This window comes from Streptobacillus notomytis, from assembly GCF_001902585.1.
GTDB classification, from domain to species: Bacteria; Fusobacteriota; Fusobacteriia; order Fusobacteriales; family Leptotrichiaceae; genus Streptobacillus; species Streptobacillus notomytis.
Window position 1 is genome coordinate 1 of sequence record NZ_LKKV01000115.1, and the last position, 3,736, is coordinate 3,736.

General features: G+C 25.0%; 5 protein-coding genes and 1 pseudogene. All 6 read right to left on the bottom strand.

Annotated elements, in window-relative coordinates:
• A pseudogene (locus BUE91_RS06175) lies at positions 1 to 836 on the bottom strand (hypothetical protein); the annotation flags it as partial.
• Complete coding sequence (locus BUE91_RS07375) at positions 811 to 969, bottom strand: hypothetical protein (RefSeq protein ID WP_206598270.1); 159 nt, start codon at positions 967 to 969, stop codon at positions 811 to 813. The pseudogene BUE91_RS06175 and the gene BUE91_RS07375, both read right to left, overlap by 26 nt.
• 95 nt (positions 970 to 1,064) lie before the next feature.
• Complete coding sequence (locus BUE91_RS07540; RefSeq protein ID WP_257615462.1) at positions 1,065 to 1,187, bottom strand: hypothetical protein; 123 nt, start codon at positions 1,185 to 1,187, stop codon at positions 1,065 to 1,067.
• Between the two features lie 226 nt (positions 1,188 to 1,413).
• Positions 1,414 to 1,560, bottom strand: a complete 147-nt coding sequence (locus BUE91_RS07180) for a hypothetical protein (protein WP_180370681.1) — start codon at positions 1,558 to 1,560, stop codon at positions 1,414 to 1,416.
• A 146-nt stretch (positions 1,561 to 1,706) separates the two neighbouring features.
• Entirely contained in the window at positions 1,707 to 2,237 is a 531-nt protein-coding gene (locus BUE91_RS06180) for a hypothetical protein (protein ID WP_073508297.1), read from the bottom strand.
• A 92-nt stretch (positions 2,238 to 2,329) separates the two neighbouring features.
• Complete coding sequence (gene brnQ, locus BUE91_RS06185) at positions 2,330 to 3,625, bottom strand: branched-chain amino acid transport system II carrier protein (RefSeq protein ID WP_073508298.1); 1,296 nt, start codon at positions 3,623 to 3,625, stop codon at positions 2,330 to 2,332.
• Positions 3,626 to 3,736 lie beyond the last annotated feature (111 nt).

The window sequence follows — 3,736 nt, forward strand, 5'->3', positions numbered from 1 at the left end:
CCAAAATCTAAACTTAGGGCTTGATAGGTTCCCATATCATTAATTTTAGAAGCATTATCTTTTTTGAATACTGCGTCTAAGCCATATTTTGCATCTAAGCTTAATTCATTTGTGTATATTCCATTTATGTTTGTATAGTTTAATAATATGTTTGCTAAAAATACATCATAGAAGTCTTTAGTGTTATCTAATGAGCTTGGGTTTGTATGTAAGTGTACTTGGTTGTATAAGTTTAGCTTTCCTTCTAGCTTATTGTTATCATTAAACTCATAGCCTACCTTATTTTCTGTCCATACAAATCCTTGATGTCTTAGATCATTTGCTTTTTCTGTTGGTTTATGTTTTGTGTCAAATAGGTATCTTCCTTCTATTTTACTTTCTACATTTACTTCTTCTATCTCTTTTTTTATTGATAGAGTTCCTCCTGTTAGTAGAGCATGTGTATATTCTTTACCATTATTACTTGTCTTAAAGTCTGCTCCTAACTTGTACTCTGCTAATGTCTCTAAGTCTAATCCTTTTGACATTTTTACTTTTATCTTATTTGTTGTCTTAAAATCATTCTTTATTGTTGTAAGATTAGATATATTATCACTCTTATGCTCCAATGTTACCTTGTTTGAATTATCTGAAAGTAATGATAATTTTTCTGTTACATTAATTGTTGTTCCTAATTTTATCTCTGGTTCATGTTTTAATGTTGTATTACCATTTTCTTTAACCTCTAAGCCATAGTTTAGCTCTCCCCTTAACTCATGAACTCCTTTGTATTCTCCCTTGTTTAATAGCTTTATCTTTGTTTCACGTTTATTACCATTCTTTAAGATGCTCCACATAAAAAGCTTCATTTTCTATTCCATAATCTATTACTATATATCTATCGTAGTATTTTTTACCTGAAACTTTTAGCTTTAGATCTACATTAGGATAATATTTTCTAAAATCATATAAGATATTTTTTGTAAGCATATCTTTATTTTTAACATTATCACTAAAAACTATAATTTTAATTTTATCTCTTACAGCTATTAAAAGTTCAAATGTTTTAAATGCTATATAGTTATTTATATCTTTGCTAACTTATATATTTTCATATAAGCAACATATGCTTCTATTTTATCTCCGTTCATTAGTAAAAAATGTTTGTGTGTTTCTGGATCCATGAAATTATCCATAATTTTTTTCAAATCTTCTTTAGTATCTAAGGTATTTATCTTATTATTTAGTTCTAATATTTCTTTTGAATTTTGCTTTATATAATTTGTGTTTTAATTTGTTTAAATAGAAATTTAAATTAATTCCTTTGAGCAAATAAGATCTTGATTTCTTAAATGATAATGACTTATGTTTATTCCTGTTAGTATATTATCTTTGTAATCTTCTCTTTCTATTAAAGTATTATTGTATTTTATTCTAATCCATAAGGAGAGATCTTTTTCCTCTTCCTGAAAACCAGGTAGATATATATGTATCAAAGTCTGTAATTAGTGTAAACTTTCTTCCTAAATCATAGTTTAGTTTTCCTTCTATTTCATATCTATGTTCTCTTTGTCCTAGCATATTACTCCAATGCCATGCTTCAAAAGAACTATACTTTCCCTTTACATTTATATCTAAATACCTTAATTTCTTCTCATATCCATAGCTTACTTTTAAATTTAAATATTAAAAAAACAGTAGTATAAATACTACTGTTTAAATATTAATTAAAATGTATATCCAAATTCTATTCCAAGGAAACTTTTACCATATCCCATATAAGCTCCTACATTATACTTATCATTTATCTTAGCTCCTAATGCTAATTTAAGTATAATTGATGGTGCTGGCTCAACCATTATATCTTTATTTTTTTCTATATCTGCACCTACACCCAATCCAACTTCCATAGAAGAGTATACTTTAATATTTTCTTTTAATTTATAATTAAAATCTGTTTCAATACCTAAAACTACATTAGGAAAAATGTTAATTTTATCTCCTCCTATCTTATTAGTGATACCTGCTGTAATTTTAGGTCCAAATGTAATATCTAATTTATCATTAATTTGAGATTTCCACTCAGGTAAAAATGAACCTAACGCTGAAACATATACATAAACTTTTACAAAACTACCACTTGCAGGAACTATAACAGGTAAAGCACTAAAAGATCCTTCAACCCTATATCTTGGTCCTGTTAAACTTGCTGAAAATGACATCATACCTAATAATAAAGTTAATAATAACTTCTTCATCTATTATTCTCCTATTTTTAATTATATAACCTTTTAAATATTATACTACTTTATCATATTTTTTGTCAACAAGTCTAATTTGTAAATGAAAACTAATTTTTTTGCTTCTTTATAGAAGAAATTATTTTTAAAATAACATACAGTATAATTGTTGGAATTACCCAAGAAAAATTGTCATTATAAAATGGTAATTTCATTAATTGTTCTGTAATTACTGTTAATTTAAAGAACATAGAATTAATAACAGTTATAGTATTTAAAATTATCAAAAATACCATAGTTATTTTATACACTCTGTTATCATTCTCATTTATTATTTCTAATAATAATATAGATAAAATTATTGGGTATACCAATAAAAGTATAGGTATTGAAAGTTTTAATATAAGATCTAAACTTAACATTGATAAACATAATGATAAAATTATTAAAAATTTCAACCATTGATCATATTTAAACTTACTAAACGCTTTATAATTAAATTCACTTGAGAAAGTAAGTATAGAAATACAAGCTGTTAAACATGCTACAGAAAATACTAATACTAAAACAAAGATTCCAAAATTTCCAAATAAAAGTCTTACTATTTCTTTTAATATTATTGCACCATTAGTTGCATTTGTATAATTTTTAGATAATCCTGCACTAATAACTCCAAGTATTAAATAAATTAAAAACATTAAAATTCCTGCAAATATTACACCTACTCTACCATAAGTTTTTAATTCACCTTCTTTTAAATTATAATTATTTTTAATGATATTTACTACTGTTATTCCTACTATTATTGAACCTAAACTATCCATAGTATTGTATCCTTGTAAAAATCCTCTTAATATAGGTAAATTTTGATACATTTCATTTGGAAGTAAAAACTCTAACTTCTGAGTAGCAAATGTCATAATAGTAATAATAAAGATTAAAGTTAATAATATAGGTATTAATACTTTACCTATTACTGTTAATATACTACTTTGATTATATGATAGATAATAAACAATAGAGAAAAATAATATGATGTATAATATTTTAAAAATTTCAATATTATTATCTAGAGCAACTTCTTCTGTAACTATCATAGTAAAAGGAGTTAAAGCTGCACGTGGAATTGCTATTATGGCTATAGAACAACAAGCTAAACTAAAAATTAATTTAGTGAATTTTACTCCTAGCTTATTATATATTCTCTCCATTATATTTTCTTCAAAACCTAGATAAACACCTAACATCGTTGTAAAAGTACTCGTAATCCCAAACCCTAACATAGAAATAAATACTGCACTTCCTGCCTCTTTTCCTACAAATGGTGGAAATATTAAATTACCCGCACCAAAAAACATTCCAAATATTAGTAAACTAACATACATGTACTCTTTTTTTATTCTCATTAAATCTCCTAAAAATTTTTTCTTTCAATTATACAATTTTTGAAATAAAAAATCAATAAAAGGACTAACTTTCGCTAATCCTTTTTATCATTATCTAACCTCAATCTCCAC

Bases quoted from the DNA above. Each gene is read 5' to 3' on its own strand.
- BUE91_RS07375 (WP_206598270.1), bottom strand. From the start codon at position 969: ATGCTTACAAAAAATATCTTATATGATTTTAGAAAATATTATCCTAAT.
- BUE91_RS07180 (WP_180370681.1), bottom strand. From the start codon at position 1,560: ATGCTAGGACAAAGAGAACATAGATATGAAATAGAAGGAAAACTAAAC.
- BUE91_RS06180 (WP_073508297.1), bottom strand. From the start codon at position 2,237: ATGAAGAAGTTATTATTAACTTTATTATTAGGTATGATGTCATTTTCA.
- brnQ (WP_073508298.1), bottom strand. From the start codon at position 3,625: ATGAGAATAAAAAAAGAGTACATGTATGTTAGTTTACTAATATTTGGA.